This is a genomic window from Candidatus Magnetaquicoccus inordinatus, from assembly GCF_004217665.1.
GTDB classification, from domain to species: domain Bacteria; phylum Pseudomonadota; class Magnetococcia; order Magnetococcales; family Magnetaquicoccaceae; genus Magnetaquicoccus; species Magnetaquicoccus inordinatus.
The window spans coordinates 1-4,421 of sequence record NZ_RXIU01000254.1 but is presented as its reverse complement, the minus strand read 5'-3'; the positions used below and the strand labels follow the sequence as shown (position 1 = coordinate 4,421).

Genomic DNA, 4,421 nt, shown 5'->3' with positions numbered 1-4,421 from the left:
CTGCCGCAGCCGCCACAGCATCCTCATGCCGGGTAATTCCACACACTTTAATCCGTGTGGCCATCAACTTTACCAGAAAGAGCTGCAGCAGTGGCACTCAGCATCCGCGCCAACGCCTCTCCAGGTTGCCGATCGCGCATAAAAGCTTCGCCAATCAAAAAGGCATGTATATCCTGTTGCTTCAGATAGAGCAGATCCTGGGCATCATGAATCCCGCTCTCGGAAACCACAATTCGACCCACCTCCACCCGTTTGCTCAGCCTGAGCGAACATTCCAAGGAGGTGGCAAAAGTTTTCAAATCACGATTGTTGATCCCCATTAAGGGAGTTTGCAGCTCGTGGGCCTGCTCCAATTCCGCCTCATCATGCACCTCTACCAGCACATCCAAACCCATCTCCTGGGCGGCCGCTTCCAACTCCTTGGCCTGTTCTGTCGAGAGCACCGCCATAATCAACAAAATGGCATCGGCACCCAAGGCCCGCGATTGTATCACCTGGTAGGGATCATAGAGAAAATCCTTGCGCAAAATCGGCAATGCAATACGCTGGCGAATCGGTAACAGAAAATGGTCCTCACCCAGAAAAAAATCACGATCGGTCAAACAAGAGATACAGGTTGCCCCCCGCTCAGCATATTGCGAGGCAATCTGCTCTGGCAAAAAAGGATGCTCTGTTTCAGGATAGATAACCCCCTTGGACGGAGAGCCACGCTTGACCTCGGCAATAATGGCGGCCACCCCCTTCTGCTCACGACAGCTCTGCACACTTTCGGCAATTGCCCGCACAAACCCTCGTGGCGGAGAGATCTCCGTACACTGCTCCAACAAAGAGCTTGCTGAGCGTTCCCGTCGCGCCAAGGCCACCTCTTCGCGCTTGCGCGCCATGATGCGACCTAAAATATGGTTGGGTGAAAGAGTCATCTCTGTTGCGAACACGCAATCAAACGTTGTAAAACGGCAGCCGCTTGCCCCGAATCCACCGCTTCGGCAGCCATCTGCAACCCCTCGGCAATGGAGGCAGCACGCCTCGCCGCATACAAAGCTGCCCCCGCATTCAACAAAACAATATCACGTGCCGGACCCTGCTCACCCTGCAAAATGCGTCGGGTCAAGGCGGCATTGCTGGCAGCATCTCCCCCCAACAACTGCTCTGGACGGGCCAAAGGCAGGGCAAAATCTCTCGGATCCAGTGTGTAACTGCGTACCGAACCATCTTCCAACAGCTCTGCCACATGGGTTATTGTGGTGGTGGTGATCTCATCCAAACCATCCTCACCATGCACCACCAAGGCATGCTGCACACCCAATCGACCCAAAACCGAGGCAATCGGATGCAACCATTGTCGCGAAAACAAACCCAGCAGTTGATAGGGAGCCGAGGCAGGATTGGTCAATGGACCCAATAGATTAAACAAGGTGCGCACTCCCAGTTCCCGGCGTGGTCCGGCCACATGGCGCATGGCGCTATGATGTTTGGGAGCAAAAAGAAATCCAATGCCAACCTCGTGCAAACAACGCTCCACCACCTCTGGTGAGGCTTCAATATTGACTCCCAAAGCAGCCAACAGATCCGCCGAACCCGATTTGGAGGAGAGGGCCCGATTGCCGTGTTTGGCAACAATAACCCCTTGTGCTGCCACCAAAAAAGCTGCTGTCGTGGAGATATTGAAGGTGCCAGCCCCATCGCCACCTGTCCCGCAGGTATCCACCACCCGACCCGAAATCGCGAGCGTAAGCGCCTTGCTGCGCATTGCCAGTGCCGAACCGGTAATCTCGGCAACACTCTCCCCCTTCATGCGCATGGCAACCAGGTAGGCACCAATCTGCGCATCTGTCGCGGCACCAGACATGATCTGGTCCATCACCGCTTCGGCTTCACTCTGCGTGAGCTCCTGCTGATTGAGCAGTTGGGCAATCGCTTGTTGAATATTCATCGACAAGATCATCTAAATGGAAGGTTTTTGCGCTGTGCGCCAGGCGCAAGAGTATGCTGCGGGGCAATGAGACTGGCAATGCTTCATGAGCTGACACTTTGCAGAAAATTAGCCAGCATCTCATGGCCTTGTTCGGTCAGAATCGACTCAGGATGAAATTGCACTCCATGTACCGGCAGCTCTTTATGGCGCAACCCCATCACCAAACGGCCTGATTCACAAGCCGGATCGGTCCAGGCATTGATGAGCAGACAATCGGGGATACTCTCTTCGGCCACCACCAGGGAGTGGTAGCGGGTGGCAGTCAAGGGGTTGTTGAGACCTCTAAAAACACCGCTGCGATCATGATAGATGGCGGAGGTTTTGCCGTGCATCTGCTTGGGAGCCCGTACCACTTGCCCACCAAAGGCTTGGCCAATCGCCTGATGACCCAAACAAACACCCAGAATAGGAATCCGACCGGCAAAATGGCTGATGACGGAGAGAGTGATGCCGGCCTGATCGGGATTGCCAGGTCCGGGAGAAAGGACGATATGCGACGGTGCCAGGGTAGCGATCTCCTCCAGGGTGATGGCATCGTTGCGTACCACCTGCAGCTCTTGTCCCAACTCACCGAGATATTGGGCCAGGTTGTAGGTAAAGGAGTCATAGTTATCGATCAAAAGGAGCATAGCCCGCTTTACTCCAACCCCTGTTGCACCCGTTCGACGGCACGAAAGATGGCACGGGCTTTTTCACGTGTCTCTTCGTATTCGCGTTCGGGGAGAGAATCGGCAACGATCCCGGCCCCGGTTTGCACGTAAAGGGTGTTATTTTTGATGATGGCGGTACGGATGGTAATGGCCAGATCCATGTTGCCGGAAAAGGAGAGGTAGCCGACGGTTCCGGCATAGGGACCACGACGGGAGACCTCCAGCTCATCGATAATCTCCATAGCGCGGATTTTGGGGGCCCCACTGACAGTGCCTGCCGGAAAGGTAGCGGCCACCACAGCCAGAGGATCAAGTCCGGCCTTGAGCCGCCCCTCCACGTTGGAGACGATGTGCATGACGTGGGAGTAGCGTTCGATGACAAAGCGTTCGGTGACGCGCACGCTGCCATAGGCACAGACCCGTCCCAGATCGTTGCGCCCCAGATCGACCAGCATGATATGTTCGGCGAGCTCTTTGGGATCGGCGAGAAGCTCTTTTTCCAGGGCCAGATCCTGTTCAGGAGTAGAGCCACGACGTCTGGTTCCGGCGATAGGACGCACGGTGACCAGATCTCCCTCCTGACGGACGAGAATTTCCGGGCTGGAACCAACCAGGGAAAAATCGCCGAGACGCAGAATAAAGAGATAGGGAGAGGGATTGCTGGCACGCAGGGCGCGATAAAGAGAGATGGGCGAGTGGTGAAAGGGGGTAGAAAAGCGTTGCGAAAGCACCACCTGGAAGATATCGCCAGCCCGAATATACTCTTTGGCGCTTTCGACGGCCTGCTTGAACTGCTCGGCGGACATTTCGCAATGAAACTCCTGCTCCTGTACAGACGGAACGGGGGTCAGTTCTTGGCCAGGCACAGCCTGGAAAAGCCGTTTGACCACTTGCTGAATACGTGCACAGGCTTGTTGGTAGAGGCTGTCGAGGGGAGTCTCAGGATCGATAAAGGTATTGGCGACCACTTTCAGTTTGCCGAGAAGGTTGTCAAAGATGAGCACCAGATCGGCGATGAGAAAGAGTGCGTCGGGAGTATTCAGGGTATGGGGATTGGTATCCGGAATTTTTTCAAAGGCACGGATCATATCGTAGCCGAAGTAGCCGACAGCACCCCCGTGGAAGCGTGGCAGGTCGGGAACCGGGACGGGTTGATACTGGGCCATAAATTGACGCAGAAGCTGAATGGGATCATGACTGGTAAAGGATTGATCTGCCTGGCCAGGATATTGGATTGTGACCTGGTTGGCGGAGATGGTAAAGATGGCGGAGGGTTGGATACCGAGGATGCTGTAGCGCCCCCACTTTTCGCCGCCGTGCACCGATTCGAGGAGGAATGCATACTCTTCGTTTTCGGCGACTTTGAGGAAGGCAGAGACAGGGGTATCGAGGTCAGCCATGATCTCCTGGTAGACAGGGACCAGATTGCCTTGTTGGGCCAACTGCTTAAAAGTAGGAAGAGAAGGTGTTATCATAATGGTTAACGAGTCTAACATGGTGCAACCACAAAATCACCCCCTGTTCATGTCACTGGGATGATTTTTGCCTGTACTGGGAGACGGATTAAAAAAAGTTGGGAGCAGGGAGAAAAAGCAAAAAAAGCTCTTGACAGTGACCCGGCAGTTGGTTTAGATTTCGGCTTCTTCGATGGGGGGCCATAGCTCAGCTGGGAGAGCGCTTGAATGGCATTCAAGAGGTCGGCGGTTCGATCCCGCCTGGCTGCCGCAGCCGCCACAGCATCCTCATGCCGGGTAATTCCACACACTTTAATCCGTGTGGCCATCAACTTTACCAGA

General features: G+C 54.8%; 4 protein-coding genes and 1 tRNA gene. 1 reads left to right on the top strand and 4 read right to left on the bottom strand.

What is annotated here, in order from left to right; translation table 11 throughout:
- Window positions 1–47: 47 nt before the first annotated feature.
- The 4 genes from trpC to trpE all read right to left on the bottom strand — a co-directional run bounded on the left by trpC (window position 48) and on the right by trpE (window position 4,100).
- Window positions 48–920, bottom strand: a complete 873-nt coding sequence (gene trpC / locus EJP87_RS14105) for an indole-3-glycerol phosphate synthase TrpC (protein ID WP_130472503.1) — start codon at window positions 918–920, stop codon at window positions 48–50.
- A complete protein-coding gene (trpD, locus tag EJP87_RS14100; protein WP_130472502.1) occupies window positions 917–1,933 on the bottom strand; it encodes an anthranilate phosphoribosyltransferase in 1,017 nt (338 codons plus the stop codon). Before trpD ends, trpC begins: the two co-directional genes overlap by 4 nt.
- A gap of 83 nt (window positions 1,934–2,016) precedes the next feature.
- Complete coding sequence (locus EJP87_RS14095) at window positions 2,017–2,604, bottom strand: anthranilate synthase component II (protein ID WP_130472501.1); 588 nt, start codon at window positions 2,602–2,604, stop codon at window positions 2,017–2,019.
- A gap of 8 nt (window positions 2,605–2,612) precedes the next feature.
- Window positions 2,613–4,100, bottom strand: coding sequence for an anthranilate synthase component I (gene trpE / locus EJP87_RS14090; RefSeq protein ID WP_130472504.1), 1,488 nt, complete (start codon window positions 4,098–4,100; stop codon window positions 2,613–2,615).
- Between the two features lie 176 nt (window positions 4,101–4,276).
- Here trpE and EJP87_RS14085 point away from each other — a divergent pair.
- Window positions 4,277–4,350: transfer RNA gene (locus EJP87_RS14085), tRNA-Ala, on the top strand.
- Window positions 4,351–4,421: the final 71 nt, after the last annotated feature.